This is a genomic window from Streptomyces sp. NPDC021012 (genome assembly GCF_044333355.1).
GTDB lineage: Bacteria > Actinomycetota > Actinomycetes > Streptomycetales > Streptomycetaceae > Streptomyces.
The window spans coordinates 177,635-200,803 of the sequence record NZ_JBIRQU010000011.1; the positions used below are offsets into that span (position 1 = coordinate 177,635).

Here is a 23,169-nt window from a genome sequence, read left to right on the forward strand (position 1 = left end):
CGAAAGCACCCCGTGCAACGCGAAACGGCCCCCGCCGCACGTACCGGAGTACGCGCGACGGGGGCCGCCCCAGACGTCAGGAGCCGCTTACTTGTCCTTGCCGCCCTTGTCCTTGTCGCCGCCGCCCGCGCCCATGGAGTCGTAGATCTCCTTGCACATCGGACAGACCGGGTACTTCTTGGGGTCGCGCCCCGGTACCCAGACCTTTCCGCACAGCGCCACGACGGGCGTGCCGTCGAGGGCGCTCGCCATGATCTTGTCCTTCTGGACGTAGTGGGCGTAGCGCTCGTGGTCGCCGTCACCGTGGGACACCTGCGGCGTCGGCTCGACGAGGGTTCCCGTACCTGCCCCGCGCTCGGGCTCGAGAGTGCTCATAACCGCCAAGGGTACTGAAAGCCCGGGGCGTCAGTTGAGGGACGGGTCGTCGGGGTACGTGGCGATCATCGCGAGTTCGCCGCGCTGCCGTCGCAGCACCTGCCGCCAGAGCGTCTCGGGGCGCGGCGAGGAGACGTCGCCGGGCTCCGACTCGACCACGTACCAGGCGCCGTCGCCGAGCTCGGACTCCAGCTGGCCGGGGCCCCAGCCCGCGTAGCCCGCGAAGATCCGGAGCGAGCCGATCGCCGGTCCGAGCAGCTCGGGCGGGGTCTCCAGGTCGACCAGGCCGATCGCCCCGTACACCCGCCGCCAGCCGAGGGGGCCCTCGTCGCCGGGGATCACGGCGACGCCGAGGGCCGCGTCGAGCGAGACGGGGCCGCCCTGGAAGACGACCCCGGGTTCGCCGGCGAGGGCGGCCCAGGGGGCGAGGATGTCGCCGACGGTCACGGGCGTGGGCCGGTTGAGGACGACGCCGAGCGAGCCCTCGTCGTCGTGGTCGAGCAGCAGGACCACCGCGCGGTCGAAATTCGGGTCCGCCAGCGCGGGGGTGGCCACGAGCAGCCGTCCTGTGAGCGAGGACACCTCGGTCATGCGACACATGATCCCGCATCTTCGGCGTCCGCGGGGGGTTGTCGGGCGGGATCCGGGGAAGCCGGTGACCACCGCAGCTCAGGAGGGCCGGGGTTGCGGCGGCGGGGCGCGTCGCGGGGAGAAGCGGACGGTGACGCTCCGCAAGATCACGGAAACAGAGGGTGTTGTGCCGAATTCATTACATCTGACAGGCCCCCCGAGGCACCCGAAGGGGGTCTCATGGACCCTTACCCTTTTCTCTGGCCACCCGTCGGACCCCCAATTCGGAACGCGAGATACATGACCGGCACAGACGATGTCCTGCTTGTCCACGGCGGAACCCCGCTCGAGGGCGAGATCCGCGTTCGCGGCGCGAAGAACCTCGTGCCCAAGGCGATGGTCGCCGCCCTGCTCGGCAGCGGCCCCAGCCGCCTGCGCAACGTTCCCGACATCCGTGACGTCCGCGTCGTCCGCGGGCTGCTCCAGCTGCACGGAGTGACGGTCCGCCCGGGCGAGGAGCCCGGCGAGCTCGTCCTCGACCCGACGCACGTCGAGTCCGCGAACGTCGCCGACATCGATGCCCACGCCGGTTCGTCGCGCATCCCGATCCTCTTCTGCGGCCCGCTGCTGCACCGCCTCGGCCACGCCTTCATCCCGGGCCTGGGCGGCTGCGACATCGGCGGCCGGCCCATCGACTTCCACTTCGACGTGCTCCGCCAGTTCGGCGCGACCATCGAGAAGCGGGCGGACGGCCAGTACCTGGAGGCCCCGCAGCGTCTTCGCGGTTGCAAGATCCGCCTCCCGTACCCCTCGGTCGGCTCGACCGAGCAGGTGCTGCTGACGGCCGTCCTCGCGGAGGGCGTCACCGAGCTGTCGAACGCGGCCGTGGAGCCCGAGATCGAGGACCTGATCTGCGTCCTGCAGAAGATGGGCGCGATCATCTCCATGGACACCGACCGGACCATCCGGATCACCGGTGTCGACAAGCTCGACGGCTACACCCACCGGGCGATCCCGGACCGCCTGGAGGCGGCCTCCTGGGCGTCGGCGGCGCTGGCCACCGGCGGCAACATCTACGTGCGCGGCGCCCAGCAGCGCTCGATGATGACCTTCCTCAACACGTACCGGAAGGTCGGCGGCGCCTTCGAGATCGACGACGAGGGCATCCGCTTCTGGCACCCGGGCGGCTCGCTGAACGCGATCCACCTGGAGACGGACGTGCACCCCGGCTTCCAGACGGACTGGCAGCAGCCGCTGGTCGTGGCCCTGACGCAGGCCTCCGGCCTCTCCATCGTCCACGAGACGGTGTACGAGTCGCGGCTCGGCTTCACCTCCGCGCTGAACCAGATGGGCGCGCACATCCAGCTGTACCGCGAGTGCCTCGGCGGCTCCGACTGCCGCTTCGGCCAGCGGAACTTCCTGCACTCGGCGGTCGTCTCCGGCCCGACGAAGCTCCAGGGCGCCGACCTGGTCATCCCCGACCTGCGCGGCGGCTTCTCGTACCTGATCGCCGCGCTGGCGGCCCAGGGCACGAGCCGGGTCCACGGCATCGACCTGATCAACCGCGGCTACGAGAACTTCATGGAGAAGCTCGTCGAGCTGGGCGCGAAGGTCGAGCTCCCGGGCAGCGCGCTGGTCTGACCCGGCACTCACGGCCCGCCGGCGACCCCCGCGCCCCCCTGCCGGGGGTCCGGGGGTCGTCCCCCGGGCAAGCACAGCATGGAGAAGCTCGTCGAGCCGGGCGCGAAGGTCGAGCTCCCGGGCAGCGCGCTGGTGTAAGGGCGTCGCGGCGGGCCCGTACGAGCGCGGTACGGGCCCGCACGGACGTCGTACGGCCCGCACGGACGCCGTACAAGGCCCGTTGAGGCGCATACGAAAGGGCGGCCACCCCCTGACAGGGTGGCCGCCCTTTCTGCGCCTCTAGGCAGCCTTACTTGCCCTTGGCGGCTTCCTTGAGCTTCGAGCCCGCGGAGACCTTCACGCTGTAGCCGGCCGGGATGTCGATCGGGTCGCCGGTCTGCGGGTTACGAGCGGTGCGAGCGGCACGGTGGGTGCGCTCGAAGGTCAGGAAGCCGGGGATGGTGACCTTCTCGTCGCCCTTGGCGACGACCTCACCGACGGTCTCGGCGAGAGCGGCCAGCACGGCGTCGGCGTCCTTGCGGGTCACCTCGGCGCGGTCGGCCAGGGCGGCCACCAGCTCACTGCGGTTCATGTTGTTACTCCCGTGTCTTTCTTGCCTGTGAGGCGTGCCACGCGGCGGAAGCCGCGCGATTGGGTACAGCGAAGCCGATGCTGCCAGGGCCCTCGGACAGTCCCCGGACCCGGGTCACATGACAGACCCTCGCGCCCAAACACGCATCCTGCCCCCACCAGCGGCGGGAACGCCAATCCGGCACCCCCGCGGGTCACACGAAAAGCGCCGGAACCCCGTGGTGGTGACGTTCTGTCGACACCGCGGAAACAGCGCGGAGCCGAAAAGCCACCCTAAAGGCGGGTTTACGGCTCCGCGAATCGCGACGCGCCGTCAGCGCCCGCTCGGCGCCACACCGGCACCGGCGGCCTTGGCCGCGTTCCGGACGGCTCCGGCGACCGCGCCGGCGACCTTGTCGTTGAAGACCGACGGGATGATGTAGTTCGGGTTGAGCTCGTCATCGGTGACCACGTCGGCGAGGGCGGAGGCCGCCGCCAGCATCATCTCCGTGTTGACCGTACGGGACTGGGCGTCGAGCAGACCGCGGAAGACGCCGGGGAAGACCAGCACGTTGTTGATCTGGTTCGGGAAGTCCGAGCGGCCGGTGGCGACGACGGCGGCGGTCTGCCGGGCGGCGGCCGGGTCGACCTCCGGGTCGGGGTTCGCGAGCGCGAACACGATGGCGCCCTCCGCCATGGCGGCGACGTCCTCCGCGCCGAGCAGGTTCGGGGCCGAGACGCCGATGAACACGTCGGCGCCGACGACGGCCTCCTTGAGGGTGCCGGTGACGCCCTCGGGGTTGGTGTTGTCGGCGATCCAGCGCAGCGGGGTGCCGGGGGCAGCCTCCACCAGGTCCTCGCGGTCCGCGTGCACGACGCCGTGGATGTCGGCGACGACGGCGTGCTTCACACCCGCCGCGATCAGCAGCTTGAGGATGGCCGTACCGGCGGCGCCGGCACCGGACATGACGACCCGTACGTCGCCGATGCCCTTGCCGACCACGCGCAGCGCGTTGGTGAGGGCGGCGAGGACGACGATGGCGGTGCCGTGCTGGTCGTCGTGGAAGACGGGGATGTCGAGGGCCTCGCGCAGCCGGGCCTCGATCTCGAAGCAGCGGGGCGCGGAGATGTCCTCCAGGTTGATGCCCGCGAAGCCGGGGGCGATGGCCTTGACGATCGCGACGATCTCGTCGGTGTCCTGGGTGTCCAGGCAGATCGGCCAGGCGTCGATGTCGGCGAAGCGCTTGAACAGGGCCGCCTTGCCCTCCATGACCGGCATGGCGGCCATCGGGCCGATGTTGCCGAGGCCGAGGACGGCGGAGCCGTCGGTGACGACCGCGACGGTGTTGCGCTTGATGGTGAGGCGGCGGGCGTCCTCGGGGTTCTCGGCGATCGCCATGCACACGCGGGCGACGCCCGGGGTGTAGATCATCGAGAGGTCGTCACGGTTGCGGATGGGGTGCTTCGACGCCATCTCGATCTTGCCGCCGAGGTGCATCAGGAACGTGCGGTCGGAGACCTTGCCGAGGACGACGCCCTCGATGGTCTTCAGCTGCTGGACGATCTCGTCGGCATGCGCCGTGGAGGTCGCGGCGATCGTGACGTCGATGCGGAGCTTCTCGTGGCCGGAGGCGGTCACGTCGAGGCCGGTGACGGATCCGCCGTGGGACTCCACCGCCGTGGTGAGCTGGGAGACCGCGGTCCCGCTCGCGGGAACCTCCAGCCGGACCGTCATCGAGTACGAGACGCTGGGCGCCGTTGCCATGGCCGAGTTCCTCTGCTTTCCCTAGCTTCGCTGCTACGTCGCCCCGGCTGGTTGCCCTGGCGGCGCCCTCCGATGGTCGCACCTACCCGCCGGTAGCAGGTAATGCGGTCATTTCGTTTTCGGAAAGTACTTTCCACCATACGAGAACCGCTGGGGAAACAGAAGAGGCCCCCGTCACCGGAGGTGACCAGGGGCCTCAACTTCGTACATACATCTAAGTGGCACCGACCCGCCATGCTCGCCTCGCGGCAAGTGGTCCCTCTGAGGGACGAAGGTTGGGCCCGGGGGCTTGGATCGAGCCGGTGCCACGACAAGGCTAACAAACCACCCTGGCTGGTGATTCCAGCGCCACAGGTTGACCTGAAATCGGCGCCGCGGGTCCGGTCGGCCCGGCCCCGCGGCGCCGGCCGACTCAGTCCCGCAGCAGGTCCGGGACCCCCGCCTCGTCCGGCATGTCACGGTCGCCCGCGAGGACCGTGAGCGCCTGGGTGGACCGGGTGAGGGCCACGTACAGCACCCGCAGGCCGGCCGGGGACTCGTCCGCGATCTCGGCGGGAGAGACGACCACCGTGGCGTCGTACTCAAGCCCCTTCGCCTCCAGGGAGCCGAGGGCCACCACCCGGTCGCCGAGGCCGGCGAGCCACCGCGCGGCCTCTTCCCGCCGGTTCATGGCGACGACGACACCGACGGTTCCGTCCACCTCGCCGAGCAGCCGCTCCGCTTCCAAACGTACGGTTTCGGCCAGCTCGCCCTTCTCCGCCACGGGGACGAAGCGGGGCTCGACGCCCGTCGAGCGGACCGCGCGCGGCGACTCCTTGCCCGGCATGGCGAGGGCCAGGACCTTGGCGGCCAGCTCGGCGATCTCGGCCGGGTTCCGGTAGTTCACGGTGAGCTCGAAGCGGCGCCGGGGCCGGGTGCCGAGGGCCTCGTCGCGGGCCTCGGCGGCCTCGTCCGGGTCCGACCAGGAGGACTGCGCCGGGTCGCCGACGACCGTCCAGGTGGCATGCCGGCCGCGTCGCCCGACCATCCGCCACTGCATGGGCGTCAGGTCCTGGGCCTCGTCCACGATCACGTGCGCGTACTCGGTGCGCTCGGCGGCGAGCCGCTCGGCCCGCTCCCGCTGGGTCTCCTCCCGTACGGGCATCAGCTCCTCCAGGCCCGTGAGCTGGTCCAGCGGGTCGTACTCCCGCTTCTTGCGGGGCCGGGCCGGGGCGCCGAGGAGGGTGTTCAGCTCGTCGAGGAGGGCCACGTCGTGGACGGAGAGCTCCCGGCGGCGCAGCGAGCGAGCGAGCCGCCGCACCTCGCCCGGGTTGAGGATCCGGCGGGCCCAGCGGCCGAGCCGCCGCTCGTCGGCCATGGCGTCGAGGACCTGCCGGGGCGTGAGCTCGGGCCACCAGGCGTCGAGGAAGGACAGGAAGGAGTCCTCCGTCGACACGTCCTCGTCGAAGGAGGACCGCAGCTCGGCGGCGAGCTCGGGGTCGCTGTGCCGGCCGGCGGCGCCGGACTTGGCGTACAGCGCGTCGAGGAGGAGCCGGCGGGCGCGGGGCCGGAGCAGGTTGACGGGGGCGGTGCCGCCGAGGACGTTGTGCCGGATGCGGCGGAGCTCGTCGGCCTCCAGCTCCAGGCGCCGCCCGAAGGCGACGACGCGGAGCCGGGTGGGGGTCCCGGTGGAGACGGGCTCCTCCTCCCCGAGCTCGGGCTGTGCCTTGGGGGCGGGGGTCTCCAGGGCGCCCCGGGCGGCCTTCCGCAGCACGTGCACCATGCGGGAGGAGCCCTTGATCCGGGCGACGGCCGGCTCGTCGTAGGCGGTGGCCTCGGCGCCGTCGACGAGCGAGCCGACGGCGCGGATCGCGACCTGGCCCTCCTCGCCGAGGGAGGGCAGGACGCCCTCGGTGTACGAGACGAGGAGCGGGGTCGGCGAGACGATCAGGATGCCGCCCGCGTAGCGCCGCCGGTCCTGGTAGAGCAGGTAGGCGGCCCGGTGCAGGGCCACGGCGGTCTTGCCGGTGCCGGGCCCGCCCTCGACGTACGTGACGGAGGCGGCGGGCGCCCGGATCACCAGGTCCTGCTCGGCCTGGATGGAGGACACGATGTCCCGCATGGTGTGGCTGCGGGCCTGGCCGAGGGCGGCCATCAGGGCGCCGTCGCCGATCACGGGCAGCTCGCGCCCGTCGAGGGTGGCGCGCAGCTCGGGACGCATGAGGTCGTCCTCCACGCCGAGGACCTGGCGGCCCTTGGAGCGGATGACACGACGGCGCACGACGCGGCCGGGCTCGACGGGCGTCGACCGGTAGAACGGCGCGGCGGCGGGCGCGCGCCAGTCGATCACCAGCGGGGCGTAGTCGGAGTCGAGGACGCCGATCCGCCCGATGTGGAGGGTCTCGCCGATGTCGGCGGTGTTGTCGGGACGGATGGCGTCCTCGGCGGGCTCGACGGACGTGTACGCCCCGTCGGGGCCCTTCTTCCCGTCCTTCCCGTACAGCAGGTCGATCCGGCCGAAGAGGAAGTCCTCGAACTCGTTGTTGAGCCGGTTGAGGTGGATGCCGGCCCGGAACACCTGGGCGTCCCGCTCGGCGAGGGCGCCGGGCGTGCCGACCTGGCCCCGCTGGGCGGCGTCGTTCATCAGGAACTCCGCCTCGTGGATCTTCTCCTCCAGACGGCGGTAGACCTGATCCAGATGTTCCTGCTCGACACCGATCTCACGGTCTCTGACCGTGTCCACGGCTTCCTGCGCGGCCACCTACGGCCCCCTTCTCACGTGCACTGGGCAGCCGTCGAGCGTACGCCACGAGGGGGCACCGTGTCAGGCGCGCGTCGACGGGGCTCAGTCGTCGTACTTCTGCTCCGCCCTCGGGTCCACCGCCAGCCGGTATCCCCGCTTCACCACCGTCTGGATCAGCTTCGGCGTCCCGAGGGACGTGCGGAGGCGGGCCATCGCCGTCTCGACGGCGTGTTCGTCGCGCCCGGAGCCGGGCAGGGCGCGCAGGAGGTCGGCGCGGGAGACGACCCAGCCGGGGCGGCGGGCGAGGAGGCCGAGGAGGGCCATTCCGGCGGGCGGGACGGGCCGCAGGGAGCCGTCGACGAGGGCGGCGTGGCCGCGGACCTCGACGCGGTGGCCGGCGACGGGCAGGACCCGGGCGCGGGCGGGCAGCTCCTTGCAGAGGAGCTGGACGAGCGGGCCGAGCCGGAAGCGCTCCGGCTGGTGGGTGTCGATGCCCTCCGCCTGGAGCGGCAGCGCCGTCACGGGCCCCACGCACATCGCGAGCACCTCGTGCCGCAGGGCGGCGACGAGTTCGTCCCGTACGCCCCGCTCCCCCGCCCGGGAGAGCAGCGACGCGGCCGCGGGCGCGCTGGTGAAGGTGACCGCGTCGAGCCCGCGCGAGAGGACCGCGTCGAGGAGCCGGTCGAGCGGCCCGAGGTCCGCGGGCGGCATCCAGCGGTAGACGGGGACGCCGACGACCTCCGCGCCGCCCGCCGTCAGGGCCTCCACGAAGCCCGGCAGCGGCTCCCCGTGCAGCTGGAGCGCGATGCGGCGGCCCGCGACGCCCTCCGCGAGGAGCCGGTCGAGGACCTCGGCCATGGACTCCGAGGAGGGCGACCAGGACTCGGTGAGCCCGGCGGCCCGTACGGCCCCCTTGACCTTCGGGCCCCGGGCGAGGAGCTCGACGCGGCGCAGCACGTCGAGGAGCTCCTCCCCGTACCCCCACCCCTCCGCGGCCTCGATCCAGCCCCGGAAGCCGATCGCCGTGGTGGCGACGACGACGTCCGGGGCGTGGCCGATGAGTTCCTTGGTGGCGGCGAGGAGTTCGGTGTCGTCGGCGAGGGGCACGATCCGCAGGGCGGGCCCGTGGACGACGGCCGCGCCGCGCCGGCGCAGCAGCGCGGTCAGCTCGTCGGCGCGGCGTGCCGCGGTGACGCCGACGGTGAAGCCGGCGAGGGGGCCGTGTTCTTGCTCGTCCCGGGGGTCGTCCATGGGGTCCGAGCCTGACGGGGGCGCGTGACGGTCCGGGTTCGCCCGTATTTCCTGGTCGTTACGGTCCGCGCCGGACGCCGGGGAGGCCACGGGGGTCACACCCGCGCGGCGGCGGGCCGGGGCTCGCGCTCCGTGACCGCCGCGGCGGTCACGGAGGCGGCGGCCGGGCTCCGAAGGTATACCGCCCAGGTGACGGCCATGCAGGCCGCGTAGAAGGCGAGGAAGGCGACGAAGGCGGCGGTGCCGGTGCCGGCGGTCTGGAAGGACTGGCGGAAGGCGAGGTTGATGCCGAGTCCGCCGAGCGCGCCGACGGCGCCGATGAGGCCCATGGCGGCCCCGGAGAGCCGCCGTCCGTAGGCTTCGGCGGCCTCGCCCGCGAGACCGCGGCGGTGGCCCTGGGCGAGGAAGATCGCCGGGATCATCTTGTACGTGGAACCGTTGCCGAGGCCGCTGAGGACGAAGAGGCCGATGAAGCCGACGAGGAAGACGGCGAGGGACTCGATGACGGAGGCGTAGACGACGACGCCGGCCGCGGCGGCCATCGCGGCGAAGGTCCCCAGGGTGATGCGGGCGCCGCCGTGCCGGTCGGCGAGGGTGCCGCCGACGGGCCGGACGAGGGAGCCGAGGAGCGGGCCGATGAAGGTGAGCGATGCGGCCTGGAGCGGGGTGCGGCCGAACTGGGTCTGGAGGACGAGGCCGAAGGCGAAGCTGTAGCCGATGAAGGACCCGAAGGTGCCGGTGTACAGGAAGGCCATGATCCAGGTGTGCCGGGCCCGCACGGCCTCCTTCGCGGCGCCGGTGTCGTTCTTCACGGGGGCGAGGTTGTCCATGAAGAGCGCGGCGCAGACGGCGGCGACGACGATCAGGGGCAGGTAGACGCCGAGCACGATCCTCGGGTGCAGGGCGCCCGCGGTGCCGATGACGAGGAGGCCGACGAGCTGGACGACGGGGACGCCGATGTTGCCGCCGCCCGCGTTGAGGCCGAGCGCCCAGCCCTTCTTCCGGAGCGGGAAGAAGGCGTTGATGTTGGTCATCGAGGAGGCGAAGTTGCCGCCGCCGACGCCGGTGAGCGCGGCGACGAGGACGAAGACGGTGTACGGGGTGCCGGGCCGCGTCACCGCGAGGGCGAGGCCGGTGGGCGCCAGGAGCAGCAGGGCGCTGAGGACCGTCCAGTTGCGGCCGCCGAAGCGGGCGACGGCGAAGGTGTACGGGACGCGGATCAGCGCGCCGGTGAGGGTGGCGGTGGCGATCAGGAAGAACTTCCCTGCCGGGTCGATCCCGTACTGGGGGCCCATGAAGAGGACCATGACGGACCAGAGGCTCCAGACGGAGAAGCCGATGTGCTCGGAGAGCACGGAGAAGAGGAGGTTCCGGCGGGCGATCCGCTCTCCCTTCTCCCGCCAGAAGGTCTCGTCCTCCGGTTCCCAGTGTTCGATCCAGCGGCCACCCATCTCGCACCTCCACGGAGTCGGATCCCTGATGCGACCGACGCTAGGAAGGACGCGTTTCAGGCCGGTGCCGTGAGGTGACGGTGGCGGAACCTTGCTCTCACCCGGAGCGCGCGGCCCCTGTGAGCGCCCCCGTGCGGGCCTATGCGGGCCTGTGCGCGGGCAGGCCGGGCTCCCCCTCGGGCAGCCAGGAGCCGGGGGGCCTGGTGAGCCACCCCTCCCGGGCGCCCAGCTCCTGCGCCGCCCGGCGCAGGGCGTCCAGACCGGGGTGGCGGAGCCCCTTGCGCCACACCAGGCTCACGGGCGAGAGCGGGACGGGGTCGACGAGCGGCCGGGTCACGCAGTCCGGCATGGGCGGGAAGCCGACGACGGCGAGGACCGGGTGGCGATGCTTGGCCATGAGCCGGCGGAACTCCTGGCGGCCGACCGCGAGGGGCGCGGGCGGGGCGATCTCGATGCCCCGCCCGGCGAAGAGGCGGGCGGCGAGGTCGGTCCACTCGGGGGTGCGGTCGTTCCCGGCCCCGGCGTAGATCCGCTCGCCGGCGAGGCGGGCGAGCGGCACCTCGGGCAGGGCGGCGAGCGGGTGGTCCCCGGGGAGGACGACGGCCATCGGCTCGTACCGGACGAACTGGGAGTCGAGCCGGGCCCTGAGCCGGGCGTCGAGCCCTCCGTACCGGCCGAAGGAGGTGTCGATCCGGCCGGCGAGGATCTCCCGTACGGCGCCGGTGAGTCCGCTCTCGTAGCGGGCCATCAGCTCCTGTTCCGGGGCGAGTTCGCGGGCCCGGAGGAGGACGCGCTCGTGGACGAGGTCGGGGCTGTTGAGGTCGACGAGGAGCGGCCGGGGCGCGGCGCGGAAGGCGTCGTCCAGCTCGTCGTGGGCGGCCAGCACCCGGCGGGCGTACGGGAGGAGGCGTTCGCCGTCGGGGGTGAGGGAGACCTGCCGGGTGGTCCGTACGAAGAGCTCGGCGCCCAACTCGCGCTCCAGGCGCCGGATGTCGCGGCTGAGGGCCTGCTGGGCGACGTAGAGGCGGGCGGCGGCGCGGGTGAAGTGCAGCTCTTCGGCGACGGCGGTGAAGGAGCGCAGCAGACGCGGGTCGACGGACATCGTCGCAGTCAACAACACAGGCGCGTGAATCACCACCGAGTAGGTGTTGGACCGCCAGGGCCGTGCCCACCCACCCTTGGTCCATGCCGCAACCGGACCTCACCCTCACCCCGGCGGGCCCGGCCCTCGCCCCCCGCTACCGCGAAACCCCCCGCACGCTCCCCGCCAACCCGTACCTCCGCCTCTTCACCCGCCCCGGCACCCGCGCCTTCACCGCCGGGAACCTGATCGCCCGGCTGCCCATGGGGATGTTCGGCGTGAGCGCCGTGATCATGATCTCGGCGGGGTACGGCTCGTACGCCCTGGCCGGCGCGGTCACCGCCACCGGTCTCGCCGTCGGCTCGGTCACCGGCCCGCTGATCGCCCGGCTCGTCGACCGGTACGGGCAGGCCGGGGTCGCGGTCCCGGCCACCGCCTACGCGGTCCTCGGCCATCTGGTCCTGGTGCTCTGCGTCCACGCGAAGGCCCCGGTCTGGGCGCTCTTCCTCACCGCCGCCCTCACCGCGACCACCCCGAACACGGGCGGGATGTCCCGGGCCCGCTGGGCGCACCTCCTCCGGGACGACCCGGACGCGCTGCACACCGCGAACGCCTTCGAGCAGGCCGCCGACGAGCTCTGCTACATGCTCGGCCCGGTGCTGGCCGCCGTCCTCTGCTCGGCGCTCTTCCCGGAGGCGGGCACGCTCACCGCCGCCGCGCTCTTCCTCGGCGGCGTCCTGCTCTTCGCCGCCCAGCGCTCCACCGAACCCCCGGTCGCCCCCCGCACCTCCTCGGGCTCCCCGCTGCGCGCCCCGGGAATGGCACCGCTGCTCGCGGTCTTCCTCGCCACGGGAGCGGTCTTCGGCGCGATGGAGGTGGTGACCCTGGCGTACGTGGACGGGCCGGTCGCCGGACCGGTCCTCGCCCTCCAGGCGGCCGGCTCCTGCGCGGCGGGCCTCCTCTACGGCCGCGCCCGCCGCGCCGCCCGTCTGCGCACCTGCCTGGCCGCGATGGCCGCCCTGATGTCCCTGCCCCTCCTCGCCGCCTCGACCGGCTCCCTGCCCGCCCTGGCCGCCGGCCTCCTGGTGGCCGGCATGGCGACGGCGCCGACGATGGTGACGGGCATGGGCCTGGTCCAGCGCCTCACACCCGCCTCCCAGCTCAACGAGGGCATGACCCTCGCCGTGACCGCCCTCCTGGCCGGCATCGCCACCGGCTCGGCCACCGGCGGCTGGGCCGCCGACCACGCCCCCTTCGCCTCCTTCGGCTTCCTGATCCCGGTGACGGCGGCGACGACGGCCTTCGCCCTGTGCGCGGCGACCGGGGTGGGCCGCCAGGCACCGCTCAGGTCCTAGCTCTGCCGCAGCGGAGCCATCGGCACCTGCACCCCGTACGCGGTCGCGCCGGCCCCGGCGCCGCCCGCGCAGCCGTTGGGCTCCTGGGTGCCGAGGCCGCGCGTGGAGGGCTTCTCGGCGGCCCAGAACATGTAGCCGAGCAGCCCGGCCGTGGTCCCGGCCCCGTTGGGCGCCGCGTTCCGTACCCAGTCCCCGGTCGCCTTCTGGAGCGAGTTCGCGAAGTCGGTGCACTCGGGCAGCGGACTGCGCCCGTACGCGAGGTAGAGACCGGCCGTGAGTTTGGCGGGGGCGAGCGGGGCGACCGGCGGCGAGAACTGGGACTTGCCGTCGAGGTGCTCCTGCCAGTTCGCGATGTGCGAGCTCGCCGTGGTGGGCCGGGCGGTCACCATCGCGTTGGCGTAGTCGAGCACCGGCTTGTCGGTGCGCAGCCAGTCGGCGGTGGCCTTGCGGTTGATGTCGATGAGCCAGCGGTCACCGGCGGCGGTGTCGATGGTGAGCCGCGCGGCCGGCCTCGTACCGGAGGCGTCGTAGGGGTGGACGGACCGGTAGGCGTCGATGAAGGCCTGGAGCCCGGTGAGGTTCGGGCCGGTGTTCTGCTCGTAGTCGATCTCGATGCCGACCCCGAGGTCGGCGGCGACGGCGGCCGCGTCGAGCCCCAGCTGCGTGGCGTTCTCGGCGAGGGCCGCGTCCCAGGCGTCGGTGTACGTGATCCCGCCGACCGACAGCATCACGCGAATGCCGTGCGAGGTGAAGTACTGGACGATCTCGCGGCTCATGCCGACGGGGACGCCGTTCGCGGTGGTGGCATCGGTGGTGCGGTGCAGCAGCTTCAGCGGGTCGACGAAGCTGAGCACGACCAGGTTGACGGAGGGCCGTCCGTCGCCGCGGTCGATCAGCCAGTGGTTCTCGGCGTCGAACTCGGCGACGTCGCGGACGGTGGACCAGGTGCAGTAGTCGTCCCCGCAGTGCCAGGCTCCGTAGACCTGGACGGGCGCGGGCGCGGCGGCGCCGGCGGGCAGGGTGGCGGGGACGAGGAGGGCGAGGAGCATGAGCAGGACCGCGAGGGGTCTGTGACGCATACGTACCTCCGGGAGTGCCGTGGCGTGGGGGGCGGCGACCGCAGGGTGTCAGGTCCAGACCAAGCCCACAAGAGGGGCGACGGCATGACAAAGGCCCGGCAGTCGCTCGCGCGACCACCGGGCCTGTGCCCACATGGGATGAGTGGAGATGGCGGGAATCGAACCCGCGTCCAACGGTGCGGAATCAGGGCTTCTCCGTGTGCAGTCTGGTACGAGTTTCTCGGCCCTCCGGATCACCCAGACAAGTCCGGAACGGGCTCAGCCACTGTTTGATTTCCCTCCAACCCCCGTGACCGGGGCTGGAGGTTTAGATCCCTAAATGACGCCAGGATCCGGGTCGGGACCACCCCCGGGCTGACGCTCCTCACAGAGGCTTCTTGTCGTTACCTAAAATTAGGCAGCGAGGGCGAAGCGGGAGTTATCGCTCTTGGTGTTGGCGATTATTGGTTGCGACATATGGTTTACGAGATCATTGCCGCTTCCTCGACACGCTTCCCACTGCTTCGACATCCGCTGTCGAAACCGATCATCCCCATGTTGTTTTTTCAAAGGTCGCACCCTCTTGGGGTGCTGGTTCCCATCGTACGCGACCGACGGGTGCCGTCGCCAGCGTATTACCCGCGCTCGGCGGCCTGAGCCGCCCGCTGCTTCCGCCGGGCCGACGCGATCGCGCGGTTCGTCTCGCGCGTGTCCTGCTTCTCCCGCAGGGTCTGGCGCTTGTCGTACTCCTTCTTGCCCTTGGCAAGCGCGATCTCGCACTTCACCCGGCCGTTCAGGAAGTACAGCGAGAGGGGCACGATCGTGTGACCCGTCTCCGACGCCTTCGACTCCAGCTTGTCGATCTCGGCCCGGTGCAGCAGCAGCTTCCGCTTCCGCTTCGCGTGGTGGTTCGTCCAGCTGCCCTGCATGTACTCGGGCACGTGGATGTTGTGCAGCCACGCCTCGTGGCCGTCGATCTGGACGAAGCCGTCGACCAGCGAGGCCCGGCCCATCCGCAGCGACTTCACCTCGGTGCCCATGAGCACCACACCGCACTCGTACGTGTCGATGATGTGGTAGTCGTGGCGCGCCTTCTTGTTCTGCGCGATGAGCTTCCGCTCGGGCGCCTTGTCCGATGCCTTCTTCGCAGGCTTGCCCTGCACGTTCACGAGTCCCTTTGCCATAGTGCGGTCATTTTCGCACTACGAGCCCCCTCCGAGGCCACTCAATACCGTTCTCGCCCGCTCCTCGGCCCGCTCCCCCGCCGCCAGGTCCGGCGTGATGCCCCGGCCGTCGACGGCGTGCCCGGCGGGGGTGCGGTAGTGGCCGACGGTCAGCTCGGCCACGGAACCGTCGGGCAGGGCGCTCGGCATCTGCACCGACCCCTTGCCGAAGGTCCGCGAGCCGACGGTGACCGCCCGGCCCCGGTCCTGGAGGGCGCCCGTGAGCAGCTCGGCCGCACTCATCGTGCCCCCGTCGATCAGCGCCACCAGGGGCCTGCCGGTGTCGCCGCCGCCCTCCGCGTACACGGCCCGCTGCTCGCCGTCCACGTCGTACGTGGCGACCAGCCCGCCGTCGAGGAAGGCGGAGGCGGCCACGGCGGCCTCCTCGACCAGGCCGCCGGAGTTGCCGCGCAGGTCCAGGAGGACCCCGGCGCCGGCCGGGGCGGCCCGCACCGCGTCACGCACGCGCGTGCCCGCGCCCTTCGTGAAGGCGGCGACCCGGATCAGCACGGTCCCGTCGTCGAGGCGGCGGACGGTGACCGGGTCCGTCGCCAGCCGGGCCCGGCGCAGGGTCTGCGTCCAGACGGCCCGGCCGCGCTCGACGCGCAGGCCGACGGCCGAACCGGGCACGCCGTCGCCCCGCAGCAGCGAGACCACCTCGGAGACGGAGAGCCCGTCGACCGACCGCCCGTCGACGGAGACGAGCCGGTCGCCGGCCCGCAGCCCGGCCCGCTCGGCGGGCCCCCCGGGCTGCACCCGCGTCACCCGCACCCCGCCCGCCCCGGAGCGCCCGGCGGAGAGCCCGACCCCGGTGTAGGCGCCGTCGAGGGCCTGCTCGAACTCGGCGTACTCCCTCTTGTCGTACACCGCGCCCCAGCGGTCCCCGCTGCGGCTGACGAACTCCTCCGCCGCCTGCTTGCCCGACTTCCCGTCGGCCATGGCCGCCGCGGCGGCCCGGCTGAGCGCGGCACTGTCGACGGTCGCCCCGCCCGGCGTACGGGCCGGGGCCTGCCGCTGCGCGCCCCCGGACTCCTGCCGGGGCAGCGCGCCGGTGGCGGCCGCGGTGGCGAGGACCCCGGCGAAGACCAACGTCAGAACGGCCCCGCGGACGACTCCGCGGGGCCGGATACAGAAGGGTGCGGGCCCGGCCGGCATGGCGCCCACTCTAGGACAAGGCGATGGCGCCGCACGGGCTTTGCCCGCACGACGCCATCCACCGTCACAGGTGTCTTGTCACACCTTCAGGTACTTGCGCAGCGCGATGAAAGCGGCCACGGCGGGCATGAGCAGTCCGATGACGAGCACCAGCGGCAGCTTCGCGAGGACGGCGTCCCAGCCGATGAAGTTGACCAGCTGCATCTTGTCGGCGAGCGCGATGCCGTGGTCGATCAGGAAGTACCGGCCGACGAGCAGCAGCACGCAGGCGACGCCGCCGCCGAGGAGGCCGGCGAAGGCGGCCTCCATGATGAACGGCATCTGGATGTAGAAGCTGGACGCGCCGACGAGCCGCATGATGCCGGTCTCGCGGCGGCGGCTGAAGGCCGAGACGCGGACGGTGTTGACGATCAGCATCAGCGCGATGACCAGCATCAGGCCCATGACGCCGAGGGCGGCGATGTTCATGCCGTTCATCAGGTCGAAGAGGTTCTGCAGGATGTTCCGCTGGTCCTGGACCGACTCGACGCCGTCGCGGCCGGCGAAGGCCGTGGCGACGACCTTGTACTTCTCCGGGTCCTTGAGCTTGACCCGGAGCGACTCCTGCATCTGGTCCGGCGTCACCACGGAGGCGATGGCGGTGTCGCCGTACTGCTCCTTGTAGTGCTTGAACGCCTCGTCGGCCGTCTCCCGGTGGACGGACTCGACGATGTCCATCTTCTTCAGATCGGCCTCGATCTGGTCGATCTGCTGGTTGGTGACCGCACCCTTGGCGCACTTGCCCGCCGAGGCGGCGTCCGCCTTGTTGCAGAGGAAGATGGAGACGTTGACCTTGTCGTACCAGTAGTCCTTCATCGTGCTGACCTGCTCGCGCATGAGCAGCGCACCGCCGAAGAGGGCGAGCGAGAGGGCCACGGAGACGATGACGGCGAAGGTCATCGTGAGATTGCGCCGGAGACCGACACCGATCTCGGAGAGCACGAACTGAGCGCGCATGGTGTTCTGGATCCCCCGCCGTCAGTGCTGGTAGCCGTAGACGCCGCGCGCCTGGTCGCGGACGAGGCGGCCCTTTTCGAGCTCGATGACGCGCTTGCGCATCTGGTCGACGATGTTCTGGTCGTGGGTCGCCATGACGACGGTGGTCCCTGTCCTGTTGATCCGGTCGAGCAGCTTCATGATGCCGACGGAGGTCTGCGGGTCGAGGTTGCCGGTGGGCTCGTCGGCGATCAGCAGCATCGGCCGGTTGACGAACGCACGGGCGATGGCGACGCGCTGCTGCTCACCGCCGGAGAGCTCGCCCGGCATCCGGTCCTCCTTGCCGCCGAGCCCGACCAGGTCGAGCACCTGCGGCACGGCCTTGCGGATCTCGCCGCGCGGCTTGCCGATGACCTCCTGCGCGAAGGCCACGTTCTCGGCGACGGTCTTGTTGGGCAGCAGGCGGAAGTCCTGGAAGACGGTGCCCAGCTGGCGCCGCATCTGCGGCACCTTCCAGTTGGAGAGCCGGGCCAGGTCCTTGCCGAGGACGTGCACCTGGCCCTGACTGGCGCGCTCCTCACGCAGGAGCAGTCGCAGGAAAGTCGACTTTCCGGAGCCGGAGGAGCCGACGAGGAAGACGAACTCCCCCTTCTCGATCTCCAGGGAGACGTCCCGGAGCGCGGGGCGGCTCTGCTTCGGATAGGACTTGGAGACGTTGTCGAATCGGATCACGGATGCACCACGGTCGGCCGGGAGTAGGTGTGCGTGACCTTACGCGACCGGGGATGGCCCGCGCAGTCGCGGTCCTGGCTTGCGACGTTTATCCTTTTCGCCCCCGGGGGCGGACGGCGGCCGGTCCGCCGGGGCGCGCCGAAACGCCCCGGAGCTGGCACAGTGGTAGGGGGAACGTCCGGGTCCCTCCGGACGTTGTCCTGGTGTGTACCCCAGTGCGGGAGGAGGAGAGCGCATGACCTACGACCGACTGGTGTGCGCCAACTGCGCGGCACCGGTCGCCGAGGGCCGCTGCCCCGTCTGCCGCGCCAACCGGGAGCGGCTGACCCCCCAGGGGCTGTCACCCGCGATGCTGCTGACGCTGGCGATCGCACTGCTGGCCGCGATAGCGCTGCTCGCCGCGATCCAGGCCGCCTGACCGGAGGGCGCACGAAGCCCGCACGAGCCGGAACCACACGAAAGGGCCGGGGAGCGAACGCCCCGGCCCTTCGTCATGCGTCACGCGCCTCAGACGGCGGCGCGACCGCCGCCCACGAGACGCGGCAGCATCCGGAAGCCGATGCCGCCGGCGATCATCGTCGCGGCACCGATGATCAGGAACGAGGTCTCGGCCGCACCGGTCTCGGCGAGCTCCTCCTTCGCCGCACCCTGCTGCACCGGCTGCGAGCCGCCCTGGTTCGGGTCGGCGTTGTTCGGGGTGTCCACGCACTCGGCGCCGTCGAGGTCGACGGTGCAGGTGCCGGCGCCACCGTCGGTGGACGGACCGCCCGTGCTGCCCGACGAGGTCTGCTCGCCGTTCGACGAGGACGACGAGTTGTTGCCCGAGCTCGACGACGAGTCGTTGCCCGAGTTGCCCGAGTTCGAAGACGAGTTGCTACCCGAGCTGTTGCCCGAGTCGTTGCCCGAGTTCGAAGACGAGTTGTTGCCCGAGCTGTTGCCCGAGTTCGAGGACGAGTCGCTCGACGACGAGTTCGAGGACGAGGACGAGGAGTCGCTCGACGAAGAGGACGAGTCGCTCGACGTCGACGAGGAGTCGCTCGAGGAGGAGGACGAGTCGCTCGACGAAGAGGAGGAGTCACTCGACGAGGACGACGAGTCGCTCGACGAGGACGAGGAGTCGCTCGACGTCGACGACGAATCGGCCGACGAAGAGGACGAGTCGCTCGACGAGGAGGACGAGTCGGCCGACGAGGACGAGGAGTCCGTCGACGCCGCGGACGAGTCGCTCGACGAGGACGAGGAGTCCGTCGCCGACGAGGACGAGGAGTCGGCCGAGGACGAGGACGTGTCGCCCGACGACGTGGTGGTCGTCGTGGCGCTGCCGCTGATCTCGCCGAGGCTCGTGTTGCCGGTGTCCTCCTCGCCCTCCAGGATGCCGAGACCCGCGTCCTGGGTCTGGTTGGAGTCGGTTCCGAATCCGCCGACGGCCTGCGCGGCACCGGCCGCCGTCAGGGACGCACCGGCGATGATCACGGCACTGGCCGCGACCCGCACCAGGCGGACTCGCGTCTTGTTGGTCATCTGGCTGCTACCCCCAGTAGCTCATCTCGTCATGGGGCAGCGCTCATGGCCTCGCGCAGCAGGAGCGTGTCACGACTGGACCGGCCCCCGTTCACACGCGTCCCAGAAAAGCGCATGCCAGTACGCCACCCTTCCGAGTTTCCGATGAGGCGTCAAGGCCGTTGCGCGCGCAATGCCCGAAACCTCACGGCTTGACTGCCATGCGGGGATGCAACTGTGACGTAAACCCGGAACTCGCGCCTTCCCGAGAGCAATTGCCGTGTCGACAAAGCGAGGAAACCGCGGGGATTCCACTTGCTCCAGCGAATCAGCCCGCCGTTCGACGGGCGAGCGAAGCCCGTCACTCACCCATGGCGACGCCCTCGATTTCGCTCACCCCGGGCCAGTACGACCCCTCGGGCGTCACAGGGCACGCCCGAGGGACAGTTCACTCCTTGCAGTACGCCTGGGAGTTGATCTCGTCGCGGGTCAGGACCTTGCCCTTGTCCGTCGACCACTCGTCGGCAGCCGGCTTCTTCCCCTTCAGGAGGGAGGGGACGACCCAGTGGTCCCGGCCGTCCTCTTGCTTGCCGCCGGACAGTTCCTTCACCGAGACGTAGAAGCCGTCCTCCGGGAGGCGGGCCTTCAGGGGGCGGGTCTCCTTCGCGAAGTCGGCACTCGTGCCGACTGTGAAAACGCCGCGCTTCGCCTCCTTCGTCTTCGGGCCAGTCGCGCTCCACAGGGTGGTGAAGCCGTTGCCGTCCTCGCCCTCACCGGGCACGTCCACGTAGACGGACGCGCCGGCGATCTCGTTCGTGGCGCACAGCGGGTACGCGACGATCACGTTGCCCGCCCCGTCCAGCCGGAAGCCGAAGTCGATCTGATGGGGGCCGGGGCCGGTCAGGGTGCAGGCCGAGGCGAGGGGGAGGGTGGCGGTCAGGACCGTCAGCAGCACCGCCGCCCTCCTCGTGCGGGGGGCGCCTGTCACGGGAAGCACCCGTCGTAACCGTCCGACCCCGGGTCCGCCGCGATCTCGTAGCCGTTCGTGCACGGGTCCACGCCTTCCATGAGGAAGTACTTCCGGATGCCGACCGTCGTTCCGCCCCGCGCGCAGAGCGGGATGTCCGTCGTGCGGACGACCATGCCACCGTCGGGCAGGCAGGCGCCAGGGCCTGCCACCCTGTGCGTGAGGCATGGCCGGGCCGCGCGTCGGTCTTGTGCCACCCGGCGGTACGACGACGGCGCCGCCCCCGAGCAGGGGCGGCGCCGTCGTACGGGCGGTGGTGGGGCAGGGCTCCCGACTACTTCTCCTGCTGCTTGCGCCAGCGGATGCCCGCCTCCAGGAAGCCGTCGATCTCGCCGTCCAGGACGGACTGCGGGTTGCCGACCTCGAACTCCGTACGGAGGTCCTTGACCATCTGGTACGGGTGGAGCACATACGAACGCATCTGGTTGCCCCAGGAGCTGCCGCTGTCCTTGAGGGCGTCCATCTTGGCGCGCTCCTCCTGGCGCTGGCGCTCCAGGAGCTTGGCCTGGAGGACGTTCATGGCGCTCGCCTTGTTCTGGATCTGGGAGCGCTCGTTCTGGCAGGAGACGACGATGCCGGTCGGGAGGTGCGTGATGCGCACGGCCGAGTCGGTCGTGTTGACGCCCTGGCCGCCGGGGCCGGAGGCGCGGTACACGTCGACGCGCAGGTCCGACTCGTCGATCTCGACGTGGTCGGAGGACTCGACGACCGGGAGGACCTCGACGCCGGCGAACGAGGTCTGGCGACGCCCCTGGTTGTCGAAGGGCGAGATGCGGACGAGGCGGTGGGTGCCCTGCTCGACGGAGAGCGTGCCGTAGGCGTACGGCGACTTCACGACGAAGGTGGTCGACTTGATGCCGGCCTCTTCCGCGTACGAGGTCTCGTAGATCTCCGTCGCGTAGCCGTGGCGCTCCGCCCAGCGCAGGTACATGCGCTGGAGGCGCTCGGCGAAGTCGGAGGCGTCGACGCCGCCGGCCTCGGCCCGGATGTTGACCAGGGCCTCGCGCTCGTCGTACTCGCCGGAGAGGAGGGTGCGGACCTCCATCTCGTCGAGGGCCTTGCGGACGGAGACCAGCTCCGTCTCGGCCTCGGCGAGGGTGTCCGGGTCGTCCATCTCCTCGGCGAGCTCGAAGAGCACCGCGAGGTCGTCGATCCGGCCGCGCAGGGTCTCGGCCTTGCGGACCTCGGCCTGGAGGTGCGAAAGCTTGCTCGTGATCTTCTGCGCCGCCTCCGGGTCGTCCCACAGGGACGGGGCCGCGGCCTGCTCTTCGAGCACGGCGATGTCGGCCCTCAGCTTCTCGAGGTCCAGGACGGCCTCGATCGACCCCATGGTCGAGGAGAGGGACTTCAGCTCTTCGGATACATCGACGACTGCCACGCGTCCAGCGTAACGGCTCCGGGCCTGGAGCCGAACCTCTGCTAGGGGTGGGAGGACTGCTTGGAGTCCTGCGGCGGGGCGTCCCCGTCCCCGGAGGCCGCCAGGTAGCCGCCGGTGCCGAGGGCGCCCGCGATGACGAGCGCCGCGACGGCGAGGGTGATCCGTCTCTTGCGGACCGTGCCGGCCTTGTGGCGGGCCGAGCCGGGGCGGCGGGCCCCGGAGGGGCGCGGGGCGCGGGCGGTGCCGAGGGGGCCGCCGGAGAGCTCGTCGGGGGCCGGGACCCGCATGGAGGTGTGGGTGTCGCGGTGGGAGTCGGCGGAGGCGCCGGGGACGAGCGGGACGGCGGCGCGGCGCGGGCCGGGCTCTCCCGCGCCCGTGCCGGTGGCGTACGCGTCCTCCTCGTACGGCTCCGGGGCCGGCTCCGCGCCGGGCTCGTCGACGTCCAGCGGCGGGATGCCCTTGAGCAGCGGCAGGACGTCGCCGAGGCGGGCGGCGAGCTCGGAGGCGCGCAGCCGGGAGGCGGGGGCCTTGGCGAGGCACTGGACGATCAGCTGCCAGAGCTCCTCGGGGATGCCGGGCAGCGGGACGACGGTCTCGGTGACGTGGCGGCGCAGGACGGCGCCGGGGTGGCCGCCGCCGAACGGGGTGAAGCCGGCGAGCAGCTCGTACAGGACGGTCGCGAGGGCGTAGATGTCGACGGCGGCGCGCGGCGGGAGGCCCTCGACGATCTCGGGGGCGAGGTAGTCGGGGGTGCCGATGATCCGGGTGGCCTTGGTGCGGCCGGGGGTGTCGATCAGCTTGGCGATGCCGAAGTCGGTGAGGAGGGCGGGGTGGGCGCCGCCGGGGCCGAGCGGGCCCTCCATGTCGAGCAGGATGTTCTCCGGCTTGACGTCCCGGTGGACGACGCCGGCCTTGTGGGCGACGGCGAGGGCCTCGGCGACGTCCCTGACGATGGCGACGGCGGCCTCGGGCGCGAGCCGGCGCTCCCGGTCGAGCCGGGTGCGCAGGTCGGTGCCGCGGACGAGGTCCATGACGAGGGCGAGGTCGGTGCCGTCGACGACGAGGTCGCGGACCTTGACCACCCGGGGGTGGTCGAGTCCCAGGAGCGCGGTGCGCTCCTGGACGAAGCGGCCGACGAGCTCCTGGTCGGACGCCAGGTCCTCGCGCAGCAGTTTGACGGCGACGGGTCCTTCGGGTCCCTCGCCGAGCCACACCGTTCCGGCGCTGCCCCGTCCGAGGATCTGGTGGGCGGTGTAGCGGCTGCCGATGTTCCGTGCCAAGACTGCTCCCTCAGCGGCTGCGGTTCTCGACAAAGCTACGCGTCCACGGCCGCCGGTCTCGACCTCCGAGGGGAAATCACC

22 protein-coding genes and 1 other RNA gene are annotated in these 23,169 nt (G+C 71.7%); 4 read left to right on the forward strand and 19 right to left on the reverse strand.

The window, feature by feature from the left end; genetic code table 11:
* Positions 1 to 87: 87 nt before the first annotated feature.
* Both ACH4TP_RS30945 and ACH4TP_RS30950 read right to left on the reverse strand, forming a co-directional pair.
* Entirely contained in the window at positions 88 to 375 is a 288-nt protein-coding gene (locus ACH4TP_RS30945; RefSeq protein WP_015033918.1) for a DUF3039 domain-containing protein, read from the reverse strand.
* 30 nt (positions 376 to 405) lie between these two features.
* A complete protein-coding gene (locus tag ACH4TP_RS30950) occupies positions 406 to 966 on the reverse strand; it encodes a YqgE/AlgH family protein (protein ID WP_389237348.1) in 561 nt (186 codons plus the stop codon).
* Between the two features lie 279 nt (positions 967 to 1,245).
* Here ACH4TP_RS30950 and murA point away from each other — a divergent pair, with 279 nt between their 5' ends.
* Entirely contained in the window at positions 1,246 to 2,586 is a 1,341-nt protein-coding gene (gene murA / locus ACH4TP_RS30955; protein ID WP_389237346.1) for a UDP-N-acetylglucosamine 1-carboxyvinyltransferase, read from the forward strand.
* Between the two features lie 289 nt (positions 2,587 to 2,875).
* Here the strand turns inward: murA and ACH4TP_RS30960 are convergent, their stop codons facing one another.
* The 6 genes from ACH4TP_RS30960 to ACH4TP_RS30985 all read right to left on the reverse strand — a co-directional run bounded on the left by ACH4TP_RS30960 (position 2,876) and on the right by ACH4TP_RS30985 (position 11,426).
* Positions 2,876 to 3,157: an HU family DNA-binding protein gene (locus ACH4TP_RS30960; RefSeq protein ID WP_015033921.1), complete on the reverse strand. Its 282-nt coding sequence runs from the start codon at positions 3,155 to 3,157 to the stop codon at positions 2,876 to 2,878.
* A gap of 312 nt (positions 3,158 to 3,469) precedes the next feature.
* Entirely contained in the window at positions 3,470 to 4,900 is a 1,431-nt protein-coding gene (locus ACH4TP_RS30965) for an NAD-dependent malic enzyme (RefSeq protein WP_389237344.1), read from the reverse strand.
* A 412-nt stretch (positions 4,901 to 5,312) separates the two neighbouring features.
* On the reverse strand, positions 5,313 to 7,640 hold the full coding sequence (locus ACH4TP_RS30970; RefSeq protein WP_389237342.1) for a HelD family protein: 2,328 nt from the start codon (positions 7,638 to 7,640) through the stop codon (positions 5,313 to 5,315).
* 84 nt (positions 7,641 to 7,724) lie between these two features.
* Positions 7,725 to 8,873 carry a uroporphyrinogen-III synthase gene (locus ACH4TP_RS30975; protein WP_389237340.1) on the reverse strand — a complete coding sequence of 383 codons (1,149 nt, stop codon included), beginning with the start codon at positions 8,871 to 8,873 and terminating at the stop codon, positions 7,725 to 7,727.
* A 95-nt stretch (positions 8,874 to 8,968) separates the two neighbouring features.
* On the reverse strand, positions 8,969 to 10,324 hold the full coding sequence (locus ACH4TP_RS30980) for a nitrate/nitrite transporter (protein WP_398439760.1): 1,356 nt from the start codon (positions 10,322 to 10,324) through the stop codon (positions 8,969 to 8,971).
* Positions 10,325 to 10,463: 139 nt separating this feature from the next.
* Complete coding sequence (locus tag ACH4TP_RS30985) at positions 10,464 to 11,426, reverse strand: LysR family transcriptional regulator (protein WP_389237336.1); 963 nt, start codon at positions 11,424 to 11,426, stop codon at positions 10,464 to 10,466.
* An 83-nt stretch (positions 11,427 to 11,509) separates the two neighbouring features.
* Between ACH4TP_RS30985 and ACH4TP_RS30990 the strand changes: the two genes are divergently transcribed.
* A complete protein-coding gene (locus ACH4TP_RS30990) occupies positions 11,510 to 12,760 on the forward strand; it encodes an MFS transporter (RefSeq protein ID WP_398439761.1) in 1,251 nt (416 codons plus the stop codon).
* Here the strand turns inward: ACH4TP_RS30990 and ACH4TP_RS30995 are convergent.
* The 6 genes from ACH4TP_RS30995 to ftsE all read right to left on the reverse strand — a co-directional run bounded on the left by ACH4TP_RS30995 (position 12,757) and on the right by ftsE (position 17,903).
* Entirely contained in the window at positions 12,757 to 13,839 is a 1,083-nt protein-coding gene (locus tag ACH4TP_RS30995) for a hypothetical protein (protein ID WP_398439762.1), read from the reverse strand. The genes ACH4TP_RS30990 and ACH4TP_RS30995 overlap by 4 nt on opposite strands.
* A 140-nt stretch (positions 13,840 to 13,979) precedes the next feature.
* Positions 13,980 to 14,373, reverse strand: a transfer-messenger RNA (tmRNA) gene (gene ssrA / locus ACH4TP_RS31000).
* Between the two features lie 80 nt (positions 14,374 to 14,453).
* Positions 14,454 to 15,002 carry an SsrA-binding protein SmpB gene (gene smpB, locus ACH4TP_RS31005; protein WP_389237330.1) on the reverse strand — a complete coding sequence of 183 codons (549 nt, stop codon included), beginning with the start codon at positions 15,000 to 15,002 and terminating at the stop codon, positions 14,454 to 14,456.
* A gap of 18 nt (positions 15,003 to 15,020) precedes the next feature.
* Entirely contained in the window at positions 15,021 to 16,196 is a 1,176-nt protein-coding gene (locus ACH4TP_RS31010) for a S41 family peptidase (RefSeq protein WP_398439763.1), read from the reverse strand.
* A 78-nt stretch (positions 16,197 to 16,274) separates the two neighbouring features.
* Positions 16,275 to 17,192 (reverse strand): permease-like cell division protein FtsX, encoded by a 918-nt coding sequence (ftsX, locus tag ACH4TP_RS31015; RefSeq protein WP_389237326.1) that lies wholly within the window; start codon positions 17,190 to 17,192, stop codon positions 16,275 to 16,277.
* 21 nt (positions 17,193 to 17,213) lie between these two features.
* Positions 17,214 to 17,903, reverse strand: a complete 690-nt coding sequence (gene ftsE, locus ACH4TP_RS31020; protein WP_030692056.1) for a cell division ATP-binding protein FtsE — start codon at positions 17,901 to 17,903, stop codon at positions 17,214 to 17,216.
* A gap of 235 nt (positions 17,904 to 18,138) precedes the next feature.
* On the opposite strand from ftsE, the gene ACH4TP_RS31025 reads away from it, so the two are divergent.
* The gene (locus tag ACH4TP_RS31025; RefSeq protein ID WP_352023462.1) at positions 18,139 to 18,321 is read left to right on the forward strand and encodes a hypothetical protein; all 183 of its coding nucleotides are present in this window, start codon (positions 18,139 to 18,141) and stop codon (positions 18,319 to 18,321) included.
* An 89-nt stretch (positions 18,322 to 18,410) separates the two neighbouring features.
* Here the strand turns inward: ACH4TP_RS31025 and ACH4TP_RS31030 are convergent, their stop codons facing one another.
* Positions 18,411 to 18,608 carry an LPXTG cell wall anchor domain-containing protein gene (locus ACH4TP_RS31030; RefSeq protein WP_389237324.1) on the reverse strand — a complete coding sequence of 66 codons (198 nt, stop codon included), beginning with the start codon at positions 18,606 to 18,608 and terminating at the stop codon, positions 18,411 to 18,413.
* 64 nt (positions 18,609 to 18,672) lie between these two features.
* On the opposite strand from ACH4TP_RS31030, the gene ACH4TP_RS31035 reads away from it, so the two are divergent.
* Positions 18,673 to 19,572 carry a hypothetical protein gene (locus ACH4TP_RS31035; RefSeq protein ID WP_398439764.1) on the forward strand — a complete coding sequence of 300 codons (900 nt, stop codon included), beginning with the start codon at positions 18,673 to 18,675 and terminating at the stop codon, positions 19,570 to 19,572.
* A gap of 279 nt (positions 19,573 to 19,851) precedes the next feature.
* On the opposite strand, the gene ACH4TP_RS31040 is transcribed toward ACH4TP_RS31035, so the two are convergent.
* The 4 genes from ACH4TP_RS31040 to ACH4TP_RS31055 all read right to left on the reverse strand — a co-directional run bounded on the left by ACH4TP_RS31040 (position 19,852) and on the right by ACH4TP_RS31055 (position 23,088).
* On the reverse strand, positions 19,852 to 20,358 hold the full coding sequence (locus ACH4TP_RS31040) for a hypothetical protein (RefSeq protein WP_398439765.1): 507 nt from the start codon (positions 20,356 to 20,358) through the stop codon (positions 19,852 to 19,854).
* A 29-nt stretch (positions 20,359 to 20,387) separates the two neighbouring features.
* A complete protein-coding gene (locus tag ACH4TP_RS31045) occupies positions 20,388 to 20,546 on the reverse strand; it encodes a hypothetical protein (protein ID WP_398439766.1) in 159 nt (52 codons plus the stop codon).
* A gap of 158 nt (positions 20,547 to 20,704) precedes the next feature.
* Positions 20,705 to 21,808 carry a peptide chain release factor 2 gene (prfB, locus tag ACH4TP_RS31050; RefSeq protein WP_398188540.1) on the reverse strand — a complete coding sequence of 368 codons (1,104 nt, stop codon included), beginning with the start codon at positions 21,806 to 21,808 and terminating at the stop codon, positions 20,705 to 20,707.
* Between the two features lie 41 nt (positions 21,809 to 21,849).
* Complete coding sequence (locus ACH4TP_RS31055; protein WP_389237312.1) at positions 21,850 to 23,088, reverse strand: serine/threonine-protein kinase; 1,239 nt, start codon at positions 23,086 to 23,088, stop codon at positions 21,850 to 21,852.
* Positions 23,089 to 23,169: the final 81 nt, after the last annotated feature.